Below are 26,191 nucleotides of genomic sequence, written 5' to 3' on the forward strand. Positions count from 1 at the left end.
TGGGGCGGCCGCCAGCCGAATGCGTACGCCGCCCGCGCCTACCGGCAACACGACCGCATAGTCGAAACGGCGCAACCACGGCGCCAAGCGCGCGCGCAAGGTCGCCGCATCGCCTTGCATCCAGCCCGCCGCCTGCCACGGCAGCCCGGCCGGTTCGGCGGATACGGCGGAGAACTTCAGCTCGGGTTGACGTGAGATCGGGTCCGAGGCCGACGTCGCCAGCGCGTTCACGCCCAGCCCGGCCATGAACGCGCTGCCCCAGTGCATCGGCAAGAACGCATGCCCGCGTTGCAGCCCGTCATCCGCCTGCACGGGTAGCACCACACTGCCCCGGCGCGAACGCATGCGCGTCAACGCGCCGGGCGCCAGATCGCACCGGCGCATGTCGTCGGGGTGCATCGACAGCCACGGTTCCTCGACGTGCTGAGTCAAGCCCGGTGCCAGCGACGTGCGCGCCAACGTGTGCCAGTGGTCGCGCAGCCGGCCGGTGGTCAGTTGCAGCGGAAATTCCGGCGTCAACGCGTCGGCGGGCGGTTGATGGCGCACGTTGCAAAAGCGCGCGCGCCCGTTGGCGGTGGGGAACACCCCATCGGCGTACAGGCGCGGCTTGCCCTGGCCGCCTTGGTACGGCCATTGCGTCGGGCCGTTGCGGTCCAAAATGTTGTAGTCCAAGGCGCTGTAGTCCAGGTCTTTCCCCGCCGTCATACGAACGTGCTCGGCGAAAACGTCGCTTTCATCCGCGTAGGCAAAACAGGCGGACTTGTGCGGGGCGACGCGTGCGGCCAGCCGCTGTGCCACCGCCTGCGCCAGCCGCCAGTCGGGCTGCGCATCGCCCGGCGGGGCCACCGCCGCGCGCACGCGGCTGATGCGGCGTTCGGAATTGGTGACCGTGCCCGATTTTTCGGGCCATGTCGCGGCGGGCAATATCAGGTCGGCATAGGCCAGCGTCTCGGTGCCGGCAAACGCCTCTTGGACGATCACGAAGTCCGCCCGCGCCAGCGCCTGGCGCACACGGGCCTGGTCGGGTAAGGATTGCGCCGGGTTGGTCGCGGCGATCCACAACACCTTGATGCGCCCGTCACGCGCGGCGTCGAACAGATCCAGGGCCGTGGCCCCGCGCCCGGCGGGCAGCGCATCCACACCCCATAACGCGGCGACCTCGGCCCGGTCCTCCGCCAAGGCCGGATCCCGGTGCCCGGGCAGCAGCGTGGCCATGCCGCCGGCCTCGCGCCCACCCATCGCGTTGGGCTGGCCCGTCAGCGAGAACGGGCCGGCGCCGGGCTTGCCGATCTGGCCCGTGGCCAGATGCAGATGGATCAACGCGGCGTTCTTGTCAGTGCCCTGGGTCGATTGATTCAAGCCCATCGTGTACAGCGACAACGCCGCGCCGCCGCCGCCGAACCAACGCGCGGCCTGGATGATGTCGGCGGCGGGCACGCCGCAGATTTGCTGCGCCACCTGGGGGGTGACTGCCTGAACGGTGGCCATCAACGTGTCGAACCCCTCGGTGTGGAGCTTGACGTAGTTGCGGTCGACAAGGCCTTCGCGCGCCATCACGTGCAGCATGGCGTGAAACAGCGCCACGTCGGAGCCGGGCGTAATGGCCAGGTGCAGGTCGGCAAACGTGGCCGTGTCCGTGCGGCGCGGATCCACGACGATTACCTTCATGCCCGGTCGGCGCGCGCGCGCCGCCTCCAGTCGGCGGAACAGCACCGGGTGCGCGTACGCCATGTTCGACCCGGCGATCAGCACCGTGTCGGCCAGGTCCAGGTCTTCGTAGCAGGCGGGTGGCGCGTCGGCGCCCAAGGTGCGCTTGTAGCCCGACACGGCGCTGGACATGCACAGGCGCGAGTTGGTGTCGATATTGTTGGTGCCCACCAAAGCGCGCGCCAGCTTGTTGAAGACGGCGTAGTCCTCGGTCAGCAATTGGCCGGACAGGTAAAAGCCCACGGCGTCCGGACCGTGCGCAAGCATCGCTTCGGCCAAGCGCTGCGCCGCGATGTCCAGCGCCTGGTCCAGGCTTATCTGCTTGAGCGGTGCCGTCCGATCAGCGCGCCATTGCGCCGACAGCACGCGCGCGCCGTCGCGCCGCACCGTATCCGCCAGCGCCAGGCCCTTGCTGCACAGCTTGCCGTAATTGGCGGGGTGGCTGTCATCCCCGCGCACCCCTAGCACCGTGTTGCCCCGCGCCTGCACGCGCACGCCGCAGCCCGTGCCGCAGTAGCAGCACACCGAAGCCACTTCGCGGACGCCGTTATCGACGGAGATGGGCAGCATTTTTTGCAGCGGCATGTCCATGGCCATGGCTTATACGCCTGCCCCGGCGGTGATCGGCACGGGCGACGCGTGTTCGTCGTCCACCATCATGTCCCCCGCCATCAAGCGGTCGCGCAGCGCGCCGATGCCGCGCCCTTCGCGGATCAGGCGCACGTACCAGTTGCTGTCCGCCGTGTCGCCATACAGGCAGGCGCCGACCAGTTTGTCGTCATGCAACACCAGCTTCTTGTAGACGCCGTCGATGGCGTCGGCCAGCACGATCGTCTCTGTTTGCGCCCCGCCCATGAAATCTCCCGCCGAAAAAAGATCGATGCCCGTCACCTTCAATTTCGTGGACGTGACGCTGCCCTCATAGCGGCCGATGCCGTGCATGGCCAGGTGGTTGGCCGCCACCTTCGCCTGCTCGAACAGCGGCGCGACCAGGCCATAGGCCGTGCCGCGATGGCTGGCGCATTCACCCACCGCGTAGATACGCGGGTCGTAGGTCTGCAAGGTGTCCGACACCACAATGCCGCGATCCACGCGCAGCCCGCAGCCCTGCGCCAACGCCGTGTTCGGGCGCACACCCACCGCCATCACCACCAGGTCCGCCGCGACTTCCTGGCCGTCCGTGAAGCGCAGCGCGCGCACGCGCCCGTCGCCGCCCGCAACGATCTCGCGCGTCTGGCGTTGCAGCAAGAAAGTCAGGCCGCGCGCTTCCAGGTTGCGACGCAACAAGGCGGCCGCATCGCCGTCAAGTTGGCGGTCCAGCAGTGTTGCGCCCAGGTGCACGACAGATACCTTCATGCCGCGCGCGGCCAAGCCGTTGGCCGCTTCCAGGCCCAGCAGGCCCCCGCCGATGACGACCGCGTGGCGATAGCGCGAGGACGCTTCGATCATCCGGTTCACGTCGTCGATATCGCGAAACGCCACCACGCCGTCCAGGTCGTGGCCCGGCACGGGCAGGATGGTGGGCGTGGAACCCGTGGCCAGCAGCAGCCGGTCATACGCGGCTTGCGTGCCGTCATCGCAGCTGACCGTGCGCCTGGCTCGGTTCACCTGCGTTACGCGCCGGTTGCGCAGCAGCCGGATGCGATGGCGGGCATACCAGGCTTCATCGTTCAGCACGATGTCGTCCAGCGTCTGCTCGCCCGTCAGCACGGGCGACAGCAGGATGCGGTTGTAGTTGGTGTAGGGCTCGGCGCCGATCACCGTGATGTCGTACAGGTCGGGCGCCTGCGCCAGCAGTTCTTCTACCGTGCGGATGCCCGCCATGCCGTTGCCCACCACGACCAGCTTTGGCTTTGGCTTCGTGTTCATGTGCGTGCCTGGCTTGCGCGGGATCAGGCCGCCGCCCGCGCCGCGTCGGGATGGCTGGCGGCGGGGTTGGCCGCTTGGGCCGCTTGGGCCGCGAGATGACCGGCGGGATGGCCGGCAGCATGCGCCTCGGCATTGATCTGCGCCACCTCTTGCGAGCGTTCGGGATTGCCGTGGCGGCGATGCAGAAAGTCCACCACCGACGCGCGGCACGCCAGGTAGGTGGCGTCGTTGGCCAGCCGCACGCGGTCGCGCGGACGCGGCAAGGGCACGGGCAGGATGTCTCCGATGGTGGCGGCCGGGCCGTTGGTCAGCATGACGATGCGGTCGGACAGCAGCACCGCTTCGTCCACATCATGCGTGACCATGATGGTGGTCGTACGCGTCTTGGCCACGATCTTCAGCAGTTCGTCTTGCAGATGCGCCCGCGTCAGCGCGTCCAGGGCGCCAAAGGGTTCGTCCATCAGCAGCACGCCCGGCTCAATGGCCAGTGCGCGCGCAATGCCCACGCGTTGTTTCATGCCGCCGGAAATCTCGCGCGGCAGCTTGTTCTGCGCGGGCAACAGGCCCACCAGTTCCAGCGCCGCGCGCGTGCGCTGCTCCAGCCGCGCACGCTTTTCCTTGGCGGCAAAAACGCGTTCGACGGCCAGGTACACGTTCTGGAAGCACGTCAGCCAAGGCAGCAGCGAGTGGTTCTGAAACACCACCGCGCGGTCAGGGCCCGGGCCGGTGATCTCGCGCTCGGCGCACAGCAGCACACCGCTGGCGGGCCGGGTCAGGCCCGCGATCAGGTTCAGCAAGGTGGATTTGCCGCAACCCGAATGGCCGATCAGGGTGATGAATTCGCCCTGTTCCACCGTCAGGTCGATATCGCGCAGCGCCACGAAGGCGCCCTTGCGGGTGTGAAAGGTCTGGCCCACGCTTTCGATGCGTACGAATTTCTTCATGGCGCTATTCCTCGGTATAGGTGAAGCGGCGGGCCAGCGCCACCAGCAGCGTTTCAAGCAACAGGCCCACGATGCCGATCACGAAAATGGCGATGACGATGTGTTCGACCTTCAGGTTGTTCCATTCATCCCACAGCCAGAAGCCGATGCCGGTGCCGCCCGTCAGCATCTCGGCCGCCACGATCACCAGCCACGCGGTGCCGATCGACAAGCGCACGCCGGTCAACACATACGGCAGCACGGCGGGCAGCAAGACCTTGGTCGTCAACTTCCATTCCGACAGGTTCAACACCCGCGCCACGTTCAGGTAATCCTGCGGCACGCGCGATACCCCGACGGCGGTGTTGATGATCATCGGCCAGATCGAACAGATGAAAATCGCCCAGATGGCGGCCGGGTTGGCGGCTTTGAACAGCAGCAATCCCAAGGGTAGCCAGGCCAATGGCGACACCGGCCGCAACAGGCTGACGATGGGCGAGAACATGGCGTTGATGGCGGCGTAGCGGCCGATTGCAAAGCCGGCGGGAATGCCGATCAACGCCGCCAGGCCAAAGCCGATCGCCACCCGTTCAAGCGAAGCCACCAGGTTCCAGCCGATGCCCTTGTCGTTGGGGCCGTTGTCATAGAACGGATCCGAGAACAGCGTCACGGCGGCGTGCCAGGTCACTGCCGGCGTGGGGATTTCCGGGATGCGCATCGCCACCACTTGCCACACCAGCACGAACAGCGCGAAACCGGCCACAGGGCCGACCACGGCTTTCAGCACGGACTCCAGCCGCTCGCGGCCGGCTGCGATGAACGCGACGCCGCGACCCAGACTCGTTACGGTAGACATTGCATGCCCCTTGTTCAGTACAGCCGTTCAAACCTTGACCTTGAATCCGTCGGCATAGGCCGCCGGATTGCTGCCGTCCCACATCACGCCGTCTATCAACGTGGACGACCGCGTTTCACTGGCGGGCAGCGCCACGCCCGCGGCCTGCGCGGCCTGCTTGTAGATGTCGATACGGTTCACCTGCCGCGCCATCGCCAGATAGTCCGGATGCTCTTTCAACAAGCCCCAACGCTTGTGCTGCGTCAGGAACCACATGCCGTCGCTCAAGTAAGGGAAGTTGGCCGAGCCGTCGGCGTAGAAGCGCATGGCGTGCGCGTCCGTCCACGACTTGCCCAGGCCGTCTTCGTACCGGCCCAGCATGCGGTCCACGATGCCGCTGGCGTCCGTGTTCACGTAGGACTTGGCGGCGATGGTTTCGGCCGTCTTCTGACGGTTGGCGGGCGAGGCGTCGATCCACTTGCCGGCTTCAAGAATGGCGGCGGTCACGGCGCGCGCCGTGTTCGGGTTGCGCGCCACGAAATCCGCGCTGGTGCCCAGCACTTTTTCCGGGTGGTCCTGCCAGATGCCCTGGGTGGTCACGGCGGTAAAGCCGATCTTGTCCATGATGGCGCGCGCGCCCCACGGTTCGCCCACGCAGAAGCCGTCCATGTTGCCCACGCGCATGTTGGCGACCATCTGCGGCGGCGGCACGGTAATGACCTTGGCGTCCTTCATCGGGTTGATGCCGTACGCGGCCAGCCAGTAATACAGCCACATGGCGTGCGTGCCGGTGGGGAACGTCTGCGCGAAGGTGTATTCGCGCTTGTCGGACGCCATCAGCTTGGCCAGCGATTCGCCATCGCGCGCGCCGGCTGCCAGCACCTTGTTCGATAGCGAGATGGCCTGGCCGTTCTGGTTCAGGCTCATCAAGACGGCCATGTCTTTCTTGGGGCCGCCGATACCCATGTGCACGCCATAAACCAGGCCATACAACACGTGGGCCATGTCCAGCTCGCCGTTCATGAGCTTGTCGCGCACGGCCGCCCATGAGGCTTCTTTGGACGGCGTGATCGTCACCCCGTATTTCTTGTCGATGCCCAGCACGGACGCCATCACGACCGAGGCGCAGTCGGTCAGCGGGATGAAGCCGATTTTCACTTCGGTCTTTTCCGGCGCGTCCGTGCCGGCAGCCCAGGCGCCCGCGCGCACCAGGGGGTCGACCAGCGACAGCAGGCCGGCGCCCGCCACCGCGCGGGCCGTGCCGCTTAACCATTTGCGGCGGCCGGCGTTGGTGCCGGCCTGGGCGTGGGCGGCAGGGTCGGTAAAGGGGCTTCGTGTCACTGGCGTCATGCAATGGCTCCTGGCAAAAAAAAACGTCCCGCGCGCCATGGAATCCAATCCATTGGCGCTGCGGAACGTCGTTGTCCCTTGCCGCGTACGGCGGCGCGTTGCGTTGGCGACCGCCGTTGGCCGCCCAGTTTCCATCAAGCAAACGCTGTGCCAGGCGCGTGGAAAATGCCCGTCAATGCTCGCAAGGCCGCGCCGGCGTTGACGATGGCGCGGATAAGGGGCGCTCGTTCGCGGCATCGCGGCGACGGCACCAGACCCAAGTTGGTGCGCAACGCGATGCGGCGGCGCACCATGGCTGTGCCACGCGCGCCCCGGTGCTGTGCGTCGCGCGGCTGCGGCGTAGGCGATCACGGATGGCATGGAACTTGCATGAATCCCCACATCGGAGGGGTTCCATGCTGAAGGTGATGCTGCTTAATGATGGCGAGGGGCGCGCGGCGTCGCTGCGGCAGACGCTGGCTGCGGCCGGGGTGCACGTGGTCTCGGAGGTGGCGCCCGGCATGGACCTGGCCAGCGCCATCGCGCAAGCCGCCCCGGACGTGGTGTTGATCGACAGCGACGCCCCCGGGCGCGACACCTTGGAAAACGTCTGTGTGGCCAGCGAGCACAGCGACCGCCCCGTCGTCATGTTCACCGACGACGGCAACCGCGACACCATCCGTACGGCGCTGCGCGCCGGGGTGGCCGCTTACGTGGTCGGCGATGTGCCGGCCGCTCGCATCGAACCCCTGCTGACGGTGGCGATCGAGCGTTTCGCCATGGAGAAATCCCGGCGCGAAGAACTGCGCGACGCGCAACTGCGGCTGGCCGAGAGGCAGTGGGTGGAGAAAGCGAAAGGCATCCTGATGAAGACCCGATCGATTCCCGAAGAGGAAGCGCATCGGCTGCTGCGCGAGCGCGCCATGCAAAGCCAGAAGCGGCTGGGCGACGTCGCGCGCGAGGTCGTCGAGATGAGCCAATGGCTGGGCAACGCCTGACCAAATAAGTTTTGGATATATGAATTCAAGAAATCAAAAGTTGTGGGGATGTAAGCCCGTCCCTATGATCGGGTGATATTTTGCCGGGTACGCCCGAGGCGGGCACAAGATGCAGCTTTTTCCGATTTTTGCTGACCTGAAGGGTCGGCGGGTGCTGGTGGTGGGTGGCGGCGCGGTAGCCGAACGCAAGACGCTTGCGCTGCTGGAAGCCTCTGCCCAGGTGGTGGTGGGCGCGCCGAAACTGACCCCGGCATTGACTGAACTTGCGGCCCAGGGCCGCATTCATTATTTGCCGGGCCGCTTTGACGCCGCCTGGCTGGACGATGTGTGGCTGGTGGTGGCCGCCACCGACGACCGCGCGGCCAACGCCGCCGTATCCGAAGCGGCCGGCGCGCGCCGCATCTTTACGAACGTGGTGGACGACCCGGAGCTGTCCTCGTTCCAGGTGCCGTCCATCGTCGACCGCTCGCCTGTCATCGTGGCCATTTCGTCGTCGGGCGTGGCGCCCGTGCTGGCGCGCCGCGTGCGCGAGCGCATCGAATCGCTGTTTGACCACACGTTGGGCCAACTGGCCGCGTTGGCCGCAACCTATCGCAAGCGTATCCGCGCCGGCCATCCCGATCTGGGCGCGCGTCGCCGTTTCTATGACTGGTTGCTGGACGGCCCCGTGGCCGGCTTGCTGCGCCAGCAACAACCCGCCCAAGCCGAAGCCGCGCTGGCACAGGCGCTGGACACCCCGCTTGCGCCCGCCGAAGGCAGCGTCGTGCTGGTGGGCGCCGGCCCCGGCGACCCCGGGCTGCTGACCTTGAAGGCGCTGCGCGCGCTAAACGAAGCCGACGTCATCCTCTATGACCGCTTGGTCAGCGACGACGTCATGTCCTTGGCGCGCCGTGACGCCGACCGCATTTGCGTGGGCAAGCTGCCCGGCGAAAACCATCACGCCACGCAGGCTCGCATCCACGCCCTGCTGGTGGAACACGCGCAAGCGGGCAAGCGCGTGGTGCGGCTGAAAGGGGGCGACGCCTTTATTTTTGGCCGAGGCGGCGAAGAACTGGAACATCTGCGCGCGCATGGCGTGCGCTTTGAGGTGGTGCCCGGCATTACCGCGGCGCTGGCCTGTGCGGCCTACGCCGGCATTCCGCTGACGCATCGCGAGCACGCCCAATCGGTGCGGCTGATCACGGCGCATTGCCGCGAAGACGAAGACAACCTGGACTGGCCCGCGCTGGCGCGTGAAAAGCAGACCTTGGCTTTCTATATGGGCGTGGGGCAGCTGGAACTTCTGACCCGGCGTCTATTGGGCCATGGCCGAGCGGCCGACACGCCGTTCGCGCTGATCGAAAACGGCAGCCGGCCGGAACAGCGGGTGCTGTCGGGCACGTTGCAAGCGCTGCCGGAACTGGCGGCGGAACATGCCATCCGTTCCCCCGCCCTGCTGATTGTGGGCGAGGTTGCCGGGCTGGCGCCGAAACTTCGGTGGTTCGGCCAACACATCGACGGGGCCGAGGTCAGCGCGCCGGGCGCGTAAGGCGCGCCCCGCCAGACGCGCCGGCTGCTGGAAGCCGGGCTGCTGGAAGCCGGGCTGCTGGAAAGCCTGCCTGGCCGCTGAAGAGCGGCCGCCGGCCCCCGGATCGCCGCAGGCCGGACAGGCAAGCGGTCAGACCGTCTTCTGAGTGGTGCCGAAGATGCGGTCGCCCGCGTCGCCCAGGCCGGGCATGATGTAGCCGTGTTCGTTCAGGCCGTCGTCGATGGACGCCGTATAGATATGCACGTCGGGGTGCTTGGACAGCACGGCCTCGATACCCACGGGCGCGGCCACCAGCACCAACGCGCGGATTTCCTTGCAGCCGGCGCGCTTGAGCAAATCAATCGCGGCCACCATCGAACCGCCGGTCGCCAGCATCGGGTCGACGATCAGCGCCAGGCGCTGGTCCAGTTCGCCAACCAGGCGTTCCAGGTAGGTATGGGCTTCCAGGGTTTCTTCGTTGCGGGCCACGCCCACCACGCTGACCTTGGCGCCAGGTATCAGGCTGAGCACGCCGTCCAGCATGCCGATGCCCGCGCGCAGGATAGGCACCACGGTGACTTTCTTGCCGGCAATCTTCTCAACCTGGACTTGTCCACACCAGCCCTCGACGGTGGCGGGCGCCAGCGGCAGGTCTTTGGACGCTTCGTACGTCAGCAGCGCGCCCACTTCCTGCGACAACTCTCGAAAGCTCTTGGTGCTGAGGTCGGCGCGACGCATGATCCCGAGCTTATGGCGGATCAGCGGATGGCGGATTTCGTGCACGGGCATGTGCGTAATTCTCCAGAATATTGAAATACAGGGTTTGTCGCCTCAGGCGGCCGTTCGCAAGCCGCAACTGAGGATCGTAATCGGTTTAAAGGCCTTGGGGGGAGCAGCAAGCGCACAGAGTGCGCGCGGCGTGCGGGCCACATTCATTGATCGGCCAGCCATGCGATCAGTGCGTCGTCGAAAGCCCGGACGGCGCCTGCCTGTTCGTGGTTCACGATGCTGACAACCACGTAGCGCTTGCCGCTGGCTCCCAGCACGTAGCCGGCGATGGATCGCACGTCGCGCAGCGAGCCGGTCTTCAGGTGCGCCATGCCCTGCGTGCCATCGCCCTTCAGGCGGCGGCGCACCGTGCCGTCCACCCCGGCAATCGCAAAGGAAGATATGTATTCGGGCATGACCGGCGAATTCCACGCCACGGTCAGCATCGACGCCAGGCTGTCGGCCGACACCCGGGCCTCGCGCGACAGCCCCGCGCCGTTGTCGATGACCAGTTCGGGCATGTCCAGGCCCTGCTTGACCAGCGCGCCCTTGGCCGCCGCCTCGCTGCTGGTCACCGTGGCCGGCCGGCGGCCGCGCTCGGCGCCCAGCGTCAGCAGCAGCGTGCGCGCCATGACGTTGTTGCTGCGCTTGTTGATCTGGCGGATGACCTCGGACAAGGTCGGGGATTCATGCGAGGCCAGCACCACGGCGTCCGCCGGCACCATGCCCGATTTGACCTGCCCCTTGAACGTGCCGCCCAGTTCCTTCCACAACATGCGGAAGATTTCGGTGGCGTAATCCGGCTGCGACAGCGCCAGCCGATACAGGCTGAATTCGCCGCAGGACCCGGCCACCTTGCCGCCGACGCGGATCGTCACGCCCTGCTGGGTGATGAGCGGTTCGGTCGTGACGACCGGCGGGCCGGGACAGCGGATGTCGCTCCATTGCACGCTGCCTTCAATCTTCAGGCCGGGCAAGGGCGGGTCGATCAACGGCACCCACTTCTGGGCCACGGGGTCGGGGGTGAACAACAGGCGCAGCGCGCCAAAACCCACCATCAGCGCATCGGGGCTGGCGTTGTAGGCGCGGTCCGGGGCGCCGTCGAAAGCGCCCGGGTCCGTGGCGACCTGGCCGAATATGCTGCGGTCGATAATCAGGTCATTGATCTGCTTGACGCCGCGTAGGCGCAGTTCGCGCAGCAGCGCCCACAGGTCCTGCATCAGAAACTGGGGGTCGCCGCCCGCGCGCAGATACAAAGGGCCGGCCAGGACGCCACGGGCATCGGGCCGGGCGCCGGGCGCCGTCATGAATTCGGTGCGCCAGACGTAGTTGGGGCCCAGCTCGGACAACGCGGCCCACGTCGTGACCAGCTTCATCACCGACGCCGGGTTGCGGGGTTCTTTCGCGTTCAGCGCAATCAACCGCTGTCCGCCCAGCTCTTGCACCACCAGCGACAACGAACTGTCGGGCAGCTTGCTGGCTTTCCAGGCATTCACGACGTTGGGCGGCAGGCCCTGGACCTGCGCGCAGGCGGCGCCGGCCGACAGGGCCATCAGCGCGCCGGCCAACCACCGCTTCAGCCCGCCACACCGCTTCATCGCTTGTCCCGTCATGCCTAGTCCACCGGTTGCTATTGCTCTCAAGACCGAGAGCATACAAAACCTGGGACGGTTACGGGCAGCAGGCCGATCCGGCCCTGATAACCTTCGCCTTTACAATAGCCGGTTGCCCCGAGCTTGCCCGGCCGCCGCCATCAGCGTTTACCGGGCCGCCCCTCCTGACAGACAGATACCCGCAGATACCCGCGTGACCCAGTCCCTGACCGTTTCCGACTTCAATTACGAGCTGCCGCCAGAACTTATCGCGCAGACGCCCGCCGCCCAGCGCACCGGTAGCCGCCTGCTGCATCTGGATGCCGCCAGCCAACTGCACGACCGACAGTTCGCCGACCTGGTCGGCCTGCTGCGTCCGGATGACCTGCTGGTGTTCAACGACACCCGCGTCATCAAGGCGCGGCTGGCGGGCCATAAGATCACCGGCGGCAAGATCGAGGTGCTGGTCGAACGCATCACCGAGTCCGACCGCGTGCTGGCCCATGTGCGCGCCAGCAAATCGCCCGGCCCGGGCATGGTGCTGCGTCTGGCCGACGCCTTTGACGCCACCGTGCTCGGCCGCGAAGGCGAGCTTTTCGACATCCGCTTTCCCGGCCCGGTGCTGGACCTGCTGGACGCGCACGGCGCCACGCCGCTGCCGCCCTACATCACGCACGCGGCCGACGCAGGCGACGACGACCGCTACCAGACCGTCTACGCCCGCGAGCCCGGCGCGGTCGCCGCCCCCACGGCGGGCCTGCACTTTGACCAGCCCACGCTGGACCGCCTGGCCAGCCTGGGCATCGCGCGCGCTTTTGTCACGCTGCACGTGGGCGCGGGCACCTTCCAGCCGGTGCGGGTCGACAACCTGGCCGACCACATCATGCACGCCGAATGGTTCACCGTGCCCCCGGCCACCGTGGACGCCATCGCCGCCGCCCGCGCCAAGGGCGGCCGGGTGATCGCCGTGGGCACGACCAGCGTGCGCGCGCTGGAATCGGCGGCGGCGCAATCCGAAGGGCGCACCGCCCCCGGCCTGCCGCTGGCCGCCGCCCAGGGCGACACCCGCCTTTTCATCACCCCCGGCTACCGGTACCGCGTCGTGGACGCCCTGGTCACCAACTTCCACCTTCCCCAGTCGACCCTGCTGATGCTGGTGTCGGCGCTGGCCGGCGTTGAGCCGATCCGCCGCGCCTACGCCCATGCGGTGGCCCAGCGCTACCGCTTCTTCAGCTATGGCGACGCCATGTTTATCGAGTCCCCCGCCCCATGACCGGTCTGAACTTTGAACTGCTAGCCACCGACGGCGGCGCCCGCCGCGGCCGCATCACTCTGAACCACGGCGTGGTCGAGACGCCCATCTTCATGCCCGTGGGCACCTATGGCAGCGTCAAGGCCATGATGCCGCACGAGCTTAAAGAGATCGGCTCGCAGATCGTGCTGGGCAACACGTTCCACCTGTGGCTGCGCCCGGGCACGGACATCATGGAAAAGCACGGCGGCCTGCACGGCTTCATGCAGTGGGACAAACCCATCCTGACCGACTCGGGCGGCTTCCAGGTGTTCAGCCTGCAAGGCATGCGCAAGATAACCGAGGAAGGCGTGAAGTTTGCGTCACCCATCGACGGCGCGCGGCTGTTCCTGACGCCCGAAGAATCGATGCGTATCCAGCGTTCGCTCAATTCCGACATCGTGATGGTGTTTGACGAATGCACGCCGTATGAAATCGACGGGCGCCCCGCCACCGTGGAAGAAGCCGCCCGGTCCATGCGCATGTCCTTGCGCTGGGCGCGCCGCTCGCGCGATGAATTCGACCGCCTGGGCAACCCCAACGCGCTGTTCGGCATCGTGCAAGGCGGCATGTACGAATCCCTGCGCGACGAATCGCTGGCCGGGCTGCAAGACATCGGTTTTCACGGCTACGCCATCGGCGGCCTGTCGGTGGGCGAGCCCAAGGAAGACATGATGCGCATCCTGGCGCACGTCACCCCCAAGCTGCCGGCCCAGGCGCCGCGCTACCTGATGGGCGTGGGCACGCCGGAAGACCTGGTGGAAGGCGTCAGCCGCGGCGTGGACATGTTCGATTGCGTCATGCCCACCCGCAACGCCCGCAACGGCTGGCTGTTTACCCGTTTTGGCGACGTCAAGATCCGCAACGCCAAATACCGCGACGACACCCGGCCGCTGGACCCCAGCTGCGCCTGCCACACCTGCGGCAGCTTCTCGCGCGCCTATCTGCACCACCTGCAACGGGCCAACGAGATCACCGGCGCGCGCCTGAACACCCTGCACAACCTGCATTTCTACCTGACGATCATGCAGGAAATGCGCGAAGCCATCGCCGAAGGACGCTTTGAAGCGTGGCGCGCGCAGTTCGCGGCCGACCGGGCGCGCGGCATCGAATAAACCGGCCTTTTTCCAGGGGGGGTCTTTTTTATTGGGATTCCGTCCCCATAGATTGGGATCCATCCCTAGTGAAAGGCCGGCAATAACATAGATACAATAGTCGGCTTGCCCTATCCATGGCTCGCGCGGGGATGGGCGCATAACAACACAGCTAAGGGGTTTGGCAATGACCCACGGTTACATAGAGAACCCGGGCATGGCCGGCCGTAGCAACAAACAACCCACACAGACTTAAACGCAGGAGAATTCAATGTCCGTTATCGATACCGTAAGCCTCGTCGTGGCACAAGCCGCCGCCCCTGAAGGTAATGCGTTGATGGGCATGTTGCCCATCGTCCTGATGTTCGTGATCCTCTACTTCCTGATGATCCGCCCGCAGATGAAGCGTCAGAAGGAACACCGCAACCTGATCGCCGCCCTGGCCAAGGGTGACGAAGTGGTCACGGCCGGCGGCATGCTGGGCAAGGTCACCAAGGTGAACGACAGCTACGTGACCGTTGAAGTGTCCGAACTGGCCGACAAGCCCGTTGAAGTCATCATGCAGAAGTCGTCGGTTTCGACGGTGCTTCCTAAAGGAACCATCAAGGCCCTTTAAGCGTCTAATAGAGCCCCCGTCGGGCTCTTACGTTTGATGGGACCCACCGCCGCCCGCCGCGTTCATCGCCCGGGCGGCCCTTTTATCACCCTGACATGAAGTAGCCGGCAATGAACCGCTATCCCCTCTGGAAGTACATTACGGTCCTGATCGCGGTCATCATTGGCCTCTTGTACACGCTTCCGAATTTCTACGGCGAGTCTCCCGCGGTCCAGGTTTCCAGCGCCAAGGCCACCATCAAGGTGGATGCGGCGATGTTGAGCCGGGTCGATCAAATCCTGACCGAAGCCAAGATTCCGAACGAAGGCGTCTTCTACGAACAAAACGGCACGCTCGGTACCGTGCGCGCCCGTTTCTCCTCGACCGACCTGCAATTGCAGGCGCGCGATCTGCTCGACAAATCCCTGAACACCGTTGCCGGCGACCCCCACTACACCGTGGCGCTGAACCTGCTGCCCGCCTCGCCCGCCTGGATGCGCGCGATGGGCTGGTTCGCCCCCAAGCCGATGTACCTGGGGCTGGACTTGCGCGGTGGCGTGCACTTCCTGCTGCAAGTGGACATGCAGGGCGCACTGACCGCCCGCTACGACTCCCTGGCCGCCGACGTGCGTTCGGTGTTGCGTGACCAGAAGGTCAACGTGGCCGGCGTCGAGCGCTCGGGCATGGGCGTGGCCGCCACGTTCGCCAACACCGACGACCGTGACCGCGCCATCGCCACCCTGCGCACCCGCCTGCCCGACCTGGAATTCACGGAACGCGAAGAAGGCGGCAAGCAAGTGCTGCTGGGCGCCCTGAACCCGGCCGCCGTCCAGCGCGTGCAGGATTCCGCGCTGAAGCAGAACATCAACACCCTGCACAACCGCATCAACGAACTGGGCGTGGCCGAACCGGTCATTCAGCAACAGGGCGCGGACCGCATCGTGGTGCAGCTGCCCGGCGTGCAGGACGTGGCCAAGGCCAAGGAACTGCTGGGCCGCACCGCCACGCTGGAAATCCGCATGGTTGACGACACCCCCACCGCGCAAGCCGCGCTGTTGGGCGGCACCGTGCCTTTCGGCCTGGAACGCTACAACGATCGTGACGGCCGCCCCATCCTGGTTCGCCGCCAGGTCGTGCTGACGGGTGAAAACCTGCAAGACGCGCAGCCGGGCCGCGATTCGCAAACCCAGCAAGCCGCCGTCCACCTGACGCTGGATTCCAAGGGCGCGCGCATCTTCCGCGACGTCACCCGCGACAACATCGGCAAGCGCATGGCCATCCTGCTGTTTGAAAACGGCAAGGGCGAAGTGGTCACGGCGCCGGTCATCCGCAGCGAAATCGCGGGCGGCCAAGTGCAGATCTCGGGCAGCATGAGCTCCGAAGAAGCCGCCGACACCGCCCTGCTGCTGCGCGCCGGTGCGCTGGCCGCGCCGATGTCGATCATCGAAGAACGCACCATCGGCCCGAGCCTGGGCGCCGACAACATCTCGAAGGGCTTCCATTCGACGCTGTACGGTTTCCTGGCCATCGCCGTCTTCATCATCCTGTACTACCACCTGTTCGGTGTGTTCTCCACGGTGGGCCTGACGCTGAACGTGCTGCTGCTTCTGGCGCTGCTGTCCATGCTGCAAGCCACGCTGACCTTGCCGGGTATCGCCGCTATCGCGCTGACGCTGGGCATGGCCATTGACTCAAACGTGCTGATCAACGAGCGGATACGGGAAGAACTGCGCGCCGGGGCGACCCCGCAGCAGGCCATCCACCAAGGATTCGAACGCGCCTGGGGCACGATTCTTGACTCGAACCTCACGACGCTCATCGTCGGTCTGGCGCTGCTGGCCTTCGGCTCGGGTCCGATCCGGGGCTTCGCGGTGGTGCACTGCCTGGGCATCCTGACGTCGATGTTCTCGTCGGTCGTTGGCGTGCGCGCCCTGGCCAACCTGTACTACGGCCGCAAGAAGAAGCTCTCCACGATCTCCATCGGCGAGATCTGGAAACCGAAGGCAAACTGACAATAAGGCGGACGGCCCACAGCCGTCCGCCATAAAAAGAACCGAAGGCGAAAAATGGAATTTTTCCGTATTCACCGCACCATCCCGTTCATGCGCCATGCGTTGGTGCTGAACATCATCAGCCTCGTCACGTTCGCGCTGGCGGTCTTCTTCATCGTCACGCGGGGCTTCCACCTGTCGATCGAATTCACCGGCGGCACGGTCATGGAAGTCAACTACGCCCAGACGGCGCAGTTGGAAAACGTGCGTGGCGTGGTGTCCAAGCTGGGCTACTCCGACTTCCAGGTGCAGAACTTCGGCACCTCGCGCGACGTCATGATCCGCCTGCCGCTGCAGGAAGGCCAAACGTCGGCCACGCAAAGCGAAAGCGTGCTGGCCGCGCTGAAGACGGCCGATTCCAGCGTCGAGCTACGCCGCGTGGAATTCGTCGGGCCGCAGGTCGGCCAGGAACTGCTGCACAACGGCTTGATGGCCCTGCTGGTCGTGGTGATCGGCATCATGGTGTACCTGGGCTTTCGCTTCGAATGGAAGTTCGCCGTCGCCGGCGTGATCGCCAACTTGCACGACGTGGTGATCATCCTTGGCTTCTTCGCCTTCTTCCAGTGGGAATTCTCGCTGGCGGTGCTGGCGGGCGTGCTGGCGGTGCTGGGTTACTCCGTGAACGAATCGGTCGTCATCATGGACCGGATCCGCGAGAACTTCCGCAAGTACCGCAAGGCCGACGTCACCGAAGTCATCAACAGCGCCATCACCCAGACCATCTCGCGAACCATCATCACCCACGGTTCGACGCAGATGATGGTGCTGGCCATGCTCTTCTTCGGCGGCCCCAGCCTGCACTACTTCGCCATGGCACTGACCATCGGCATCTGGTTCGGTATCTATTCGTCGGTGTTCGTCGCCGCCGCGCTGGCCATGTGGATGGGCGTCAAGCGCGAAGACCTGATCAAGCCGGTCAAGAAAGAAGGCGAGGAAGGCGAAGTCGCCTGATCCCAGCCCGCTGACCCCACATCCCGATTCCGGTCGGGCCGCAAACAAAAACCCGTCGCATGCGCGACGGGTTTTTGCTTTTGGGGCGGCGTGCAAGACGCTTCAAAAAATCCACAGCCGCCACGAATAGCCGCGTTGCCCCTAAGCGCTTGCCTTTGCCGTTCTCGCTACGGGGCGTATTTATTTTTATATCTGAACAGATATATTCATGTGAACGGACATCCCCAAGATGTTGTCCTGGGAAGGCGCATCAAAAAAGGACTTCAAGGCATTTCCCCTCTCCGTCCAAAAGAGCATGGGAATGCGGCTGTTCGTTGTGCAGGCGGACGGATGACTCCTGGTACCAAAAACGTCCTGTACGACCTCGGTTTTGAAGATGCCGCCGACCGGTCTGGATCAGCATGTTGAAATCCGGGTGCGAAAAGCGCGGCAATCCGACACGGCCGGCATCTCCGTCACGGCGTGATCGGCACTGTACCGTTTGGTGTCGTTCTGGTGTACGGGTACGAATCCGCCGGCATTCGCTACCATAGGTCCCCATGAAACTCACCATTGATCATCTCGTCATCGCCGCGGCGGACCTTGCCAGCGGTACGGAATATGTTGCCGGGCTGCTGGGCATCGCGCCACAAACCGGCGGCGCGCACCCGCGCATGGGCACCCACAACCGCGTGCTGGGCATGGCGGGCGGCATGTATCTGGAGGTCATCGCCATAGACCCGGACGCGCCCGCGCCTGAGCGGCCGCGCTGGTTCGGGCTGGACCAGGGCGCCATGCGCGCACGGCTGGAACAGGGCCCTTTCCTGGCGCACTGGGCCGCGCGCGTTCAAGCGCCGCTGGATCTGACGCGCATGCAGGCCGAACACCCCGAGCGTATCGCCCCCGTCATCCCCATGACGCGCGGCGATCTGCGCTGGCGCTTGACGGTGCCGGACGACGGCAGCCTGCCGGCATGGCGCGAGGCGGGCCATGCCGCCGGCGACGGCTTGCTGCCCACGCTGATCCAATGGGATGTGGAAGCCTACCCCGGCGTCAGCCTGCCGCCGCAGCCGTTGACGCTGGTGCGCCTGACGGGATGCCACCCGCAGGCCGGCCTGTTGCGCCAAGGGCTGACCTGGATGGGTGCGGACACCCTGATCGACCTGGAACAAACCGACGGGCAGCCGCGTCTGACCGCGCTGATCGACACGCCGCAAGGGCAGAAGACCCTGGCGTAACCCCCCCGCACATCGAATTCAAACCGGAGACCCCGCATGACAACTACAGCCACCGCCACCGCTACCCGCAAACGTTTCGACGACGAACCCTATCTGGACCAATGCCAGGCCACCATCACGGCCGTCGGCCCCGAAGGCGTCGAGCTGGACGAGACCGTTTGCTACGCGCGTAGCGGCGGGCAGGCGGGCGACAGCGGCACGCTGACGCTGACGGATGGACGCGTGCTGACGTTGGCGGACACGGTGTACGCGGACGACCGCCAGCGCATCCTGCACGTGCTGAGCCTGGCCGAAGGCGACACGCCCCCGCAAGTGGGCGACCGTGTCACCGTGGCCATCGATTGGGCGCGCCGCCATCGCCTGATGCGGCTACACACCTGTCTGCACTTGCTGGGCGCCCTGGTGCCCGCGCCCGTGACCGGTTGCAGCATCTCGGCCGACTCCGCCCGCATCGATTTCGACCTGCCCGAATCCACCCTGGAAAAGACGGAGCTGGCCGAGCGACTGAACGCGCTGATCAACCGTGGCCTGGACGTCACCGTCACCGCCATCACCCCCGAAGAACTGGCGGCGCAACCCGACCTGGTGCGCACGGTGGGCGCGGCGCCCCCGACGGGCACGGCCAAGATCCGAATTGTGGATATCCCCGGGGTGGATCGCCAGCCCTGTGGCGGCACCCACGTGCGCAACACCGGCGAAATCGGCGCGGTGACCATCGCCAAGATCGAAAAGAAAAGCCGCACGAATCGGCGCGTGGTCGTCAACTTTGCATAAGCAACGCGCGATAAAAAAGGGCCGCGATGTTATCGCGGCCCTTGTATAAAGAGCGCCAGGGTTCACGCTTTTTTCCACCAACGCCACGGCGCGCGCAGCGGCCATTGATACTGGCTGCCCAACACGCGGGGCGCCAGCAGATGTCCCACCAGCACCGCGATGCCCGCCGCGGTCATCACGTCGGAAAGGTAGTGGTCCAGGTTGACCAGCCGGCTCATCGCCACCAGCGCGGCCAGCAGCAGGAACACCACGCGCCAGCGCGGCGCCAGGATGCTCAGCACCACGGCCACGGCAAAGGCCGCATAGGTGTGGCTGGACGGAAAGGAATTGAACTGCTGCACGCGTGAAAACGATTCGCCCAGCCCGTAGATGCCTTTTTCGAAGAACAACTCGGGACGCGCGCGGGCCACCGACCGCTTGAGCAACAACACGATCACCCCGCCCACGGCCATGGTCGAGAGCATCAGCAAGCTGCCGCGCGCCATGCTGGCGTAGCTCATGCGCAGCGGGTTGCGCCAGCCGCGCGCCAGACCAATCAGGCCGACCACGTAGAACGCCAGCGCCACGCCGATATACGGGCCGCTTTCGCCCAATTCGCCAACCCATTCGAAGGATTCGTTCACCCCGACGGACACCGACTGCTTGATCCAGATGGCAAGGGGCAAGTCCACCCATCGCGCACTGGCGCCTGCCAACAACGCCAATGCCGCAGCCAGCAACAGCCAGGTCGTCCAGGAAAAGGGGTTGCGGATCGGGTTTTGCACAGCGGGGCCGCGCGCGGCAGGGGGCACGGACGCGGCGGCCCGGGGCGTCAGGGGGTTCGGTGTCATCGGTGCCGCTTACGGGAAAATAGGAACGCTTGAGGAAAAACAGGAATATTACTTGCGGCTGGAATTCAGCCGGCCCGCTATCGTAACGGCGGCGCACCCGCCGGGCCAAGAAACAATTTCCTGGCAAGGGTTAAAATTCCGCCTTTCCACCCCTTTCAGCCCCCGGGATCTACACCCGTCACGGCGACACTCATGCAAGCTACCTCCCTTAAGCGCGCCAACGCGCCCAGCGCCGGCGACTCCGCCGCCGCCGCCCTTCCGGACACTGCCGCCACTGACGCAGGCACCGGTTCCCCCCGCAAGCTGTACATCCGCACCTTCGGCTGCCAGATGAACGAGTACGACTCGGACAAGATGGCCGACGTGCTGCGCGGCGACCAGGGCCTGGAACTGACCGACAACCCCGAAGAAGCCGACGTCATTCTCTTCAACACCTGTTCGGTGCGCGAAAAGGCGCAGGAAAAAGTGTTCTCGGACCTGGGCCGGGTGCAGCACCTGAAAAAGACCAATCCCAACCTGGTGATCGGCGTGGGCGGCTGCGTGGCCAGCCAGGAAGGCGCGGCCATCGTCAAGCGCGCGCCCTATGTTGACGTGGTGTTCGGCCCGCAGACGCTGCACCGCCTGCCCGACCTGATCGCGCGCCGCCGTGCCGAAGGCCGGTCGCAAGTGGACATCAGCTTTCCGGAAATCGAAAAGTTCGACAACATGCCGCCCCCGCGCGTCGATGGCGCCACGGCGTTCGTGTCCATCATGGAAGGCTGTAGCAAGTATTGCAGCTTCTGCGTGGTGCCCTACACGCGCGGCGAAGAAGTCTCGCGCCCCTTCGAGGACGTGCTGATCGAAGTGGCCGACCTGGCCGACCAGGGCGTGAAGGAAGTGACGCTGCTGGGCCAGAATGTGAACGCGTACCGCGGCAAAATGGAAGGCTCGGACGAGATCGCCGACTTTGCCATGCTGCTGGAATACGTGCACGACATCCCGGGCATCGAACGCATCCGCTACACCACGTCGCATCCCAAGGAAATGACCCAGCGCATGGTGGACGCCTACGCCCGCCTGCCCAAGCTGGTGTCGTTCCTGCACCTGCCCGTGCAAGCCGGCAGCGACCGCGTGCTGGCCGGCATGAAGCGGGGCTACACCACGCTGGAATTCAAGTCGGTGGTGCGCCGCCTGCGCGCGGCCCGCCCCGACCTGACGCTGTCGTCCGACTTCATCGTGGGCTTTCCCGGTGAAACGGAAGAAGACTTCGAAAAGACCATGAAGCTGATCGAAGATGTCGGTTTCGACACCTCGTTCTCGTTCGTGTATTCGCGCCGGCCGGGCACGCCCGCCGCCGACCTGACGGACGACACGCCGCAGGACGTCAAGCTGCGCCGCTTGCAGCGCCTGCAAGCGCTGATCAACGAGCAGGCGGCCACCATCGCCCGCAACATGGTCGGCACCCGCCAGCGCCTGCTGGTGGAAGGCCCCTCGCGCCGCGACCCCAACGAACTGATGGGCCGCACCGAGAACAATCGCATCGTGAACTTCGCCGCGCCCGCGCGGCTCATCGGACAAATGGTCGACGTCATCATCACCGAAGCGCACACCAATTCGTTGCGCGCCCGGGTGGCCGATGTGGACCGCGTTCCCCAAGAGGCCGAATGACCACTCCCCGTTCCCGCGCCCGTCGCAGCATGCCCGCCGTCGTCAACCTGGACGGCGACAACACCCACCTGGCCAATCTGTGCGGCCCCCTGGACGAGAATCTGCGCCAACTGGCCGACGGCATGGGCGTGAAGCTGTCGCGCCGAGGCAGCCGCGTCACCATCGAAGGCGAACGCGCCGAACTGGCCGGCCGGGTCTTGCGGCGCTTTCACGAGCAAGCCGTGCACCGCGCTCTGTCGGTCGATGACATCCAGCTGGGCCTGGTCGAAATCGGCGTTGGACGCCAGGAAGACAAACCACAGGAAGCGCAGGTGCGCGAAGCCGATGCCTTGCCGGCCCTGGACGACGACAGCGACAGCATCGCGCTGCGCACCAAGCGCAGTGACCTGCGCCCGCGCACGCCGCGCCAGCGCGACTACCTGAACAACATCCTGAAGCACGACATCACGTTCGGCGTCGGCCCGGCCGGCACCGGCAAGACCTGGCTGGCGGTGGCTTGCGCCATCGATGCCATGGAACGCGATACGGTGCAGCGGCTGGTGCTGACGCGCCCCGCCGTCGAAGCCGGCGAGCGCCTGGGCTTCCTGCCCGGCGACCTGGCCCAGAAGGTGGACCCCTATCTGCGCCCGCTGTACGACGCGCTGTACGACCTGATGGGCTTTGAAAAGGTGCAGCGCCTGTTCGAAAAGCAGACCATCGAAATCGCACCGCTGGCTTATATGCGCGGCCGCACGCTGAACCACGCGTTCGTCATCCTGGACGAAGCGCAGAACACCACGCCGGAACAAATGAAGATGTTCCTGACGCGGATCGGTTTCGGCAGCAAGGCCGTCATCACCGGCGACCCGTCACAGGTGGACCTGCCGCGCGGTCAGGACAGCGGCCTGGCGCATGCGGTCAAGGTGCTGGAAGACGTCCAGGGCATTGCCACCACCCGCTTCACCAGCCGCGATGTCGTGCGCCACCCGCTGGTCGCCCGCATTGTCGACGCCTATGATCGCGCCTCTGAAAATGAAGCCTGATCTGTCCCTGTCCGTTCAATACGGGGTCGAGGAAGCCCGCCTGCCCCGCTGGCGCCTGCGCCGGTGGGCCGAGCGCGCGCTGGCGGCGGCGGCCGAAGACGGCCTGGTGGACTTTTCGGCGGCGGAACTGAGCCTGCGCCTGGTCGGCGCTGCCGAGAGCCGGCGCCTGAACCGCGATTTCCGCGAACGCGACTACGCCACCAATGTGCTCACCTTCGAGTACGGCGTGGACCCGTTGGGCGTGGCCCGCGGCGATATCGTGATGTGCGTGCCGGTGCTGGTGCGCGAGGCGCGCGAACAGCGCAAACCGCTGCTGGAGCACGCGGCCCACCTGACGATTCACGGCGTGCTGCATTCGCTGGGCTACGACCACATCAAGGCACGCGACGCCAAGCGCATGGAAGCCCTGGAAACGGCCACGCTGGCGCGGATGGGCATCGCTGACCCGTACGTGGTGGCCGCTTAGGCCGCCCGGCCAAGCTTGCTCCGAACGCCGCCCGCGTTCGGGCATGCCGCTTGCGGCCCCCTCGGGTCAACCCCTAGCTTCTAGCGAAAAATGGCGTCAAGCAACGCGCAGATGTCGTCGTTTGCCCGCATTTTCAGGGCCGTCGTTACAAAAGCCACGCCAGTTTCGGTTATGCTGGCCCCTCCATAACTTGTCCTCCCGGACGATGTCTGACCCTTACCCTGCTCCTGAAGCGACCTCTGCTCGCTCATCCAAACCCGCCACCAAATCCCTTCTAGACCGCCTGCTTTCCCTTGTGCGCCGAGAGCCCGAGGACCGCGAAGGCATCAAGGCCATTCTGGAAGCTGCCCACGACCGCAACCTGCTGGATGCGGAGTCCTACAAGATGATCAAGGGCGCGCTGGCCGTGTCCGAAGGCACCGTTGGCGACATCATGGTTCCGCGTTCGCGCATGGACCTGCTGGACGTCACGCAGCCCATCCCGTACCTGGTGGCCTCCGTCATCGAAACCGCGCACTCGCGGTTCCCGGTGTACGAGGGTGATCGCGACAACATCATCGGCATCCTGCTGGCCAAGGACTTGCTGCGCTGCATGCTGGAACCCGGCATCGAACTGCGCACGCTGGTCCGCCCGGCCGTGTTCATCCCCGAGTCCAAGCGCCTGAATGTGCTGCTGCACGAATTCCGCGCCAGCCGTAACCACCAGGCCATCGTCATCGACGAGCACGGCGGTATTTCAGGGCTGGTCACGATGGAAGACGTACTGGAACAGATCGTCGGCGACATCGAAGACGAATTCGACGAAACCGAAGAAGACGAGATCTTCCCCGAAGGCGAAAACCAGTGGCGCGTGATGGCGGCCACCGACATCTCGCACTTCAACGAGGTCTTCGGCTGCCAGCTGCCCGACGACGAATACGACAGCGTGGGCGGCTGGATGGGCGGCCAACTGGGCCGCATTCCACGCCGTGGCGACGTGGCCGAATTCGACGGCCTGCGCATGGAGGTGGCTCGCGGTGACGCCCGCCGCGCCATCTGGTTGCGCGTCAAGCGCAACGTGCCTGCCCCAACCTCCCGCCCCAACGACGACGCATGAGCCGTACCCCGCGCAGCATCCTCCTGCGCGGCGCCGTCGGCTTGACGCTGGCGGGCGCCGTGCACGCCCTGACCTTCGCGCCCGGCCCGTTGCCGGATTGGGCGCTGGCCATCACGCAGATACTCATGCTTGCCATCGCGGCGCGCGTCACGCTGACCGCGCCGTCGGCCAAGCAAGCCTGGCTACGCGCCTGGCTGTTCGGCTTTGCCACCTACGCCGTGGGCCTGTATTGGCTGTTCATCAGCATGCATCGCTACGGCGATCTGGCCGCCCCGCTGGCCGTGGCCGGCGTGCTGGCCCTGTCCGCATTTCTAGCACTGTTTCCCGCCACCGCCAGTGCGCTGACGCGCCGCTACGTTCCGCTGACGGCGGGCGCCACGCCGCTGGGCAGGCTGTCATCCACGCTGGCCTGGGCTGCGCTGTGGGCCGCCTTCGAATGGCTGCGCGCGGTTTTGCTGACCGGCTTCCCGTGGCTGAACATCGGCTACGCACAAGTGGACAGCCCGATTGCGGGATGGGCGCCTATTCTTGGCGTGCACGGCATGGCCTTCGTGGCCGCGTTCGCCGCCGCCGCCATCGCCAGCCTGTGGCAGCCGTCCCGCAAAAAGGCCATGGACTCGCGCCAGGCCCTGGCGGCCGGCGTCGCGGTGGCACTGGCCGCCGTGGGTTGGCCGCTGTCGCGCATCGATTGGTCTTCGCCCACCGGCGACCCGCTTAACGTCAGGCTGATCCAGGGCAACATCGAACAATCACAAAAGTTCGACCCCGCGCTGCTGGAACAAAGTCTGGTGCGCCATCTGGAAATGACCGCGCTGCCGCCCGCGCCCGGCGTGCCCGCGCCGCAGCTGGTGATCCTTCCCGAAACCGTGATGCCGGTTTTCCAGGACCAGCTGGATCCGCGCATCTGGGACGCCTGGCGTGGCGTGGCCGCGCGCGGCAACATGACGATTGCGATGGGCGTGCCGCTGCACGACCGCGTCAATGGCCGCGACCGCTACACCAACAGCGTGGTGGGATTCGACGGCAACACGCCGGTCCAGCAATTGCTTGCCGGCAGCACGGCCATGCGTTACGACAAGCGCCATCTGGTGCCGTGGGGCGAATACGTGCCGCCCGGGTTTCACTGGTTTGTCGACATGCTGAACATTCCGCTGGGCGATTTCGATCGCGGCGCGGCGCGGCAGACGCCGTTTGCGGTTGGCGGCCAGCACATCGCGTTCAACATCTGCTACGAAGACCTGTTCGGCCCCGACCTTTTGCCCGCGCTACAGCCGGGCGCCAATGGCGAGCCCGGCGCAACCATCCTGGTCAACGTCAGCAACCTGGGCTGGTTCGGCAATTCGTGGGCGTTGCGCCAGCACTTGCAGATCGGCCGCCTGCGCACCATGGAAACCGCGCGGCCCATGCTGACGGCCACCAACACCGGCATCACCGCCGCTATCGACGCCAAAGGCCACGTGGCGGCGCAGCTTGCGCCGTTGCAGCCGGGCATGCTGCCGGTATCGGTGCAAGGCATGACGGGGCTGACCCCGTATGCCCGCTTCGGCGACAAACTGGCCTTGGCCTTGATGGGCCTGATTCTGATCGCGGCCATAGGCGGCCACCGCAAGGCTCGGCCCGCCAACTGAT

21 protein-coding genes and 1 pseudogene are annotated in these 26,191 nt (G+C 65.9%); 14 read left to right on the top strand and 8 right to left on the bottom strand.

Annotated features, from left to right (window positions below; translation table 11 throughout):
* The 5 genes and pseudogenes from ACNPP0_RS20105 to ACNPP0_RS20125 all read right to left on the bottom strand — a co-directional run.
* Positions 1-2,304, bottom strand: a 2,304-nt coding sequence (locus ACNPP0_RS20105) for a nitrate reductase (RefSeq protein ID WP_527892952.1), incomplete at its 3' end; no start/stop codon positions are given.
* 48 nt (positions 2,305-2,352) lie between these two features.
* Positions 2,353-3,576 (bottom strand): annotated as a pseudogene (locus tag ACNPP0_RS20110) (NAD(P)/FAD-dependent oxidoreductase); the annotation flags it as partial.
* 23 nt (positions 3,577-3,599) lie between these two features.
* Entirely contained in the window at positions 3,600-4,520 is a 921-nt protein-coding gene (locus tag ACNPP0_RS20115) for an ABC transporter ATP-binding protein (protein WP_448706819.1), read from the bottom strand.
* Positions 4,521-4,524: 4 nt separating this feature from the next.
* Positions 4,525-5,355 carry a nitrate ABC transporter permease gene (ntrB, locus tag ACNPP0_RS20120; RefSeq protein WP_448706820.1) on the bottom strand — a complete coding sequence of 277 codons (831 nt, stop codon included), beginning with the start codon at positions 5,353-5,355 and terminating at the stop codon, positions 4,525-4,527.
* A gap of 27 nt (positions 5,356-5,382) precedes the next feature.
* Complete coding sequence (locus ACNPP0_RS20125; RefSeq protein WP_332613073.1) at positions 5,383-6,684, bottom strand: CmpA/NrtA family ABC transporter substrate-binding protein; 1,302 nt, start codon at positions 6,682-6,684, stop codon at positions 5,383-5,385.
* Positions 6,685-7,079: 395 nt separating this feature from the next.
* Between ACNPP0_RS20125 and ACNPP0_RS20130 the strand changes: the two genes are divergently transcribed.
* Entirely contained in the window at positions 7,080-7,661 is a 582-nt protein-coding gene (locus ACNPP0_RS20130; protein WP_332613071.1) for an ANTAR domain-containing response regulator, read from the top strand.
* 109 nt (positions 7,662-7,770) lie between these two features.
* Complete coding sequence (gene cysG / locus ACNPP0_RS20135; RefSeq protein WP_448706821.1) at positions 7,771-9,189, top strand: siroheme synthase CysG; 1,419 nt, start codon at positions 7,771-7,773, stop codon at positions 9,187-9,189.
* Positions 9,190-9,318: 129 nt separating this feature from the next.
* On the opposite strand, the gene upp is transcribed toward cysG, so the two are convergent.
* Both upp and dacB read right to left on the bottom strand, forming a co-directional pair.
* Positions 9,319-9,957 carry a uracil phosphoribosyltransferase gene (upp, locus tag ACNPP0_RS20140; RefSeq protein ID WP_332613068.1) on the bottom strand — a complete coding sequence of 213 codons (639 nt, stop codon included), beginning with the start codon at positions 9,955-9,957 and terminating at the stop codon, positions 9,319-9,321.
* 143 nt (positions 9,958-10,100) lie between these two features.
* Positions 10,101-11,549 carry a D-alanyl-D-alanine carboxypeptidase/D-alanyl-D-alanine endopeptidase gene (gene dacB / locus ACNPP0_RS20145; protein WP_442880395.1) on the bottom strand — a complete coding sequence of 483 codons (1,449 nt, stop codon included), beginning with the start codon at positions 11,547-11,549 and terminating at the stop codon, positions 10,101-10,103.
* A 193-nt stretch (positions 11,550-11,742) separates the two neighbouring features.
* On the opposite strand from dacB, the gene queA reads away from it, so the two are divergent.
* From queA to ACNPP0_RS20180, 7 genes are all read left to right on the top strand, one after another.
* Positions 11,743-12,801, top strand: coding sequence for a tRNA preQ1(34) S-adenosylmethionine ribosyltransferase-isomerase QueA (gene queA / locus ACNPP0_RS20150; RefSeq protein WP_448706822.1), 1,059 nt, complete (start codon positions 11,743-11,745; stop codon positions 12,799-12,801).
* The gene (gene tgt / locus ACNPP0_RS20155; protein WP_448706823.1) at positions 12,798-13,934 is read left to right on the top strand and encodes a tRNA guanosine(34) transglycosylase Tgt; all 1,137 of its coding nucleotides are present in this window, start codon (positions 12,798-12,800) and stop codon (positions 13,932-13,934) included. Before queA ends, tgt begins: the two co-directional genes overlap by 4 nt.
* A 250-nt stretch (positions 13,935-14,184) precedes the next feature.
* The gene (gene yajC / locus ACNPP0_RS20160; protein WP_448706824.1) at positions 14,185-14,529 is read left to right on the top strand and encodes a preprotein translocase subunit YajC; all 345 of its coding nucleotides are present in this window, start codon (positions 14,185-14,187) and stop codon (positions 14,527-14,529) included.
* A 110-nt stretch (positions 14,530-14,639) separates the two neighbouring features.
* Positions 14,640-16,520, top strand: a complete 1,881-nt coding sequence (gene secD, locus ACNPP0_RS20165; protein ID WP_332613065.1) for a protein translocase subunit SecD — start codon at positions 14,640-14,642, stop codon at positions 16,518-16,520.
* 54 nt (positions 16,521-16,574) lie between these two features.
* The gene (secF, locus tag ACNPP0_RS20170) at positions 16,575-17,510 is read left to right on the top strand and encodes a protein translocase subunit SecF (RefSeq protein ID WP_448706825.1); all 936 of its coding nucleotides are present in this window, start codon (positions 16,575-16,577) and stop codon (positions 17,508-17,510) included.
* 539 nt (positions 17,511-18,049) lie between these two features.
* Positions 18,050-18,727 (top strand): VOC family protein, encoded by a 678-nt coding sequence (locus ACNPP0_RS20175; RefSeq protein WP_448706826.1) that lies wholly within the window; start codon positions 18,050-18,052, stop codon positions 18,725-18,727.
* Positions 18,728-18,763: 36 nt separating this feature from the next.
* A complete protein-coding gene (locus tag ACNPP0_RS20180; protein ID WP_448706827.1) occupies positions 18,764-19,501 on the top strand; it encodes an alanyl-tRNA editing protein in 738 nt (245 codons plus the stop codon).
* Between the two features lie 62 nt (positions 19,502-19,563).
* Here the strand turns inward: ACNPP0_RS20180 and ACNPP0_RS20185 are convergent, their stop codons facing one another.
* Positions 19,564-20,331, bottom strand: coding sequence for a phosphatase PAP2 family protein (locus tag ACNPP0_RS20185; RefSeq protein ID WP_332613060.1), 768 nt, complete (start codon positions 20,329-20,331; stop codon positions 19,564-19,566).
* Positions 20,332-20,523: 192 nt separating this feature from the next.
* Between ACNPP0_RS20185 and miaB the strand changes: the two genes are divergently transcribed.
* From miaB to lnt, 5 genes are all read left to right on the top strand, one after another.
* On the top strand, positions 20,524-21,978 hold the full coding sequence (gene miaB, locus ACNPP0_RS20190; RefSeq protein ID WP_332613059.1) for a tRNA (N6-isopentenyl adenosine(37)-C2)-methylthiotransferase MiaB: 1,455 nt from the start codon (positions 20,524-20,526) through the stop codon (positions 21,976-21,978).
* Positions 21,975-23,000 (top strand): PhoH family protein, encoded by a 1,026-nt coding sequence (locus tag ACNPP0_RS20195; protein WP_104145559.1) that lies wholly within the window; start codon positions 21,975-21,977, stop codon positions 22,998-23,000. The genes miaB and ACNPP0_RS20195 overlap by 4 nt, the downstream gene beginning before the upstream one ends.
* Positions 22,990-23,466: an rRNA maturation RNase YbeY gene (ybeY, locus tag ACNPP0_RS20200; protein WP_448706828.1), complete on the top strand. Its 477-nt coding sequence runs from the start codon at positions 22,990-22,992 to the stop codon at positions 23,464-23,466. Before ACNPP0_RS20195 ends, ybeY begins: the two co-directional genes overlap by 11 nt.
* A 205-nt stretch (positions 23,467-23,671) precedes the next feature.
* The gene (locus ACNPP0_RS20205) at positions 23,672-24,562 is read left to right on the top strand and encodes a CorC family transporter (RefSeq protein WP_332613055.1); all 891 of its coding nucleotides are present in this window, start codon (positions 23,672-23,674) and stop codon (positions 24,560-24,562) included.
* The gene (gene lnt, locus ACNPP0_RS20210) at positions 24,559-26,190 is read left to right on the top strand and encodes an apolipoprotein N-acyltransferase (RefSeq protein WP_448706829.1); all 1,632 of its coding nucleotides are present in this window, start codon (positions 24,559-24,561) and stop codon (positions 26,188-26,190) included. Before ACNPP0_RS20205 ends, lnt begins: the two co-directional genes overlap by 4 nt.
* Position 26,191 lies beyond the last annotated feature (1 nt).

This window comes from Achromobacter semiaridum (assembly GCF_053543755.1).

Bases quoted from the DNA above. Each gene is read 5' to 3' on its own strand.
- ntrB (WP_448706820.1), bottom strand. From the start codon at position 5,355: ATGTCTACCGTAACGAGTCTGGGTCGCGGCGTCGCGTTCATCGCAGCC.
- ACNPP0_RS20115 (WP_448706819.1), bottom strand. From the start codon at position 4,520: ATGAAGAAATTCGTACGCATCGAAAGCGTGGGCCAGACCTTTCACACC.
- lnt (WP_448706829.1), top strand. From the start codon at position 24,559: ATGAGCCGTACCCCGCGCAGCATCCTCCTGCGCGGCGCCGTCGGCTTG.
- cysG (WP_448706821.1), top strand. From the start codon at position 7,771: ATGCAGCTTTTTCCGATTTTTGCTGACCTGAAGGGTCGGCGGGTGCTG.
- ACNPP0_RS20185 (WP_332613060.1), bottom strand. From the start codon at position 20,331: ATGACACCGAACCCCCTGACGCCCCGGGCCGCCGCGTCCGTGCCCCCT.
- ACNPP0_RS20175 (WP_448706826.1), top strand. From the start codon at position 18,050: ATGAAACTCACCATTGATCATCTCGTCATCGCCGCGGCGGACCTTGCC.
- ACNPP0_RS20195 (WP_104145559.1), top strand. From the start codon at position 21,975: ATGACCACTCCCCGTTCCCGCGCCCGTCGCAGCATGCCCGCCGTCGTC.
- tgt (WP_448706823.1), top strand. From the start codon at position 12,798: ATGACCGGTCTGAACTTTGAACTGCTAGCCACCGACGGCGGCGCCCGC.
- yajC (WP_448706824.1), top strand. From the start codon at position 14,185: ATGTCCGTTATCGATACCGTAAGCCTCGTCGTGGCACAAGCCGCCGCC.
- secD (WP_332613065.1), top strand. From the start codon at position 14,640: ATGAACCGCTATCCCCTCTGGAAGTACATTACGGTCCTGATCGCGGTC.
- ACNPP0_RS20130 (WP_332613071.1), top strand. From the start codon at position 7,080: ATGCTGAAGGTGATGCTGCTTAATGATGGCGAGGGGCGCGCGGCGTCG.
- secF (WP_448706825.1), top strand. From the start codon at position 16,575: ATGGAATTTTTCCGTATTCACCGCACCATCCCGTTCATGCGCCATGCG.
- ACNPP0_RS20205 (WP_332613055.1), top strand. From the start codon at position 23,672: ATGTCTGACCCTTACCCTGCTCCTGAAGCGACCTCTGCTCGCTCATCC.
- miaB (WP_332613059.1), top strand. From the start codon at position 20,524: ATGCAAGCTACCTCCCTTAAGCGCGCCAACGCGCCCAGCGCCGGCGAC.
- ybeY (WP_448706828.1), top strand. From the start codon at position 22,990: ATGAAGCCTGATCTGTCCCTGTCCGTTCAATACGGGGTCGAGGAAGCC.
- upp (WP_332613068.1), bottom strand. From the start codon at position 9,957: ATGCCCGTGCACGAAATCCGCCATCCGCTGATCCGCCATAAGCTCGGG.
- ACNPP0_RS20180 (WP_448706827.1), top strand. From the start codon at position 18,764: ATGACAACTACAGCCACCGCCACCGCTACCCGCAAACGTTTCGACGAC.
- ACNPP0_RS20125 (WP_332613073.1), bottom strand. From the start codon at position 6,684: ATGACGCCAGTGACACGAAGCCCCTTTACCGACCCTGCCGCCCACGCC.
- dacB (WP_442880395.1), bottom strand. From the start codon at position 11,549: ATGACGGGACAAGCGATGAAGCGGTGTGGCGGGCTGAAGCGGTGGTTG.